Genomic DNA, 244 nt, shown 5'->3' with positions numbered 1-244 from the left:
GCGTTCTCGATCGGCTGCGGCTGGATGCTGCCGAGCACGGCCGCGCCGCCGCCTTCGTACTTGTAGGTGTGGGCGAGCTGGCCGACGATGTATTCGTCGCCGCGTTCGCAATGGGCCATCAGCGCGGCAAGATTGCTCTGCGTGCCGCTCGGGAAGAACAGGCCGGCTTCCTTGCCGGCCCGCTCGGCCGTGACCGCCTGCAGGCGGAGCTCGGTCGGGTCGTCGCCCCATACGTCGTCGCCCA

The 244-nt window shown here is 69.7% G+C and carries 1 protein-coding gene; it reads right to left on the bottom strand.

Annotated features, from left to right (window positions below):
* On the bottom strand, positions 1-244 hold a 244-nt coding region (locus SB725_RS33365; protein WP_410923717.1), incomplete at both ends, for a beta-eliminating lyase-related protein.

It is taken from the genome of Pseudomonas sp. SIMBA_041 (genome assembly GCF_046535095.1).
GTDB classification, from domain to species: domain Bacteria; phylum Pseudomonadota; class Gammaproteobacteria; order Pseudomonadales; family Pseudomonadaceae; genus Aquipseudomonas; species Aquipseudomonas mucoides.
This window is presented reverse-complemented; position numbering and strand designations above follow the sequence as displayed.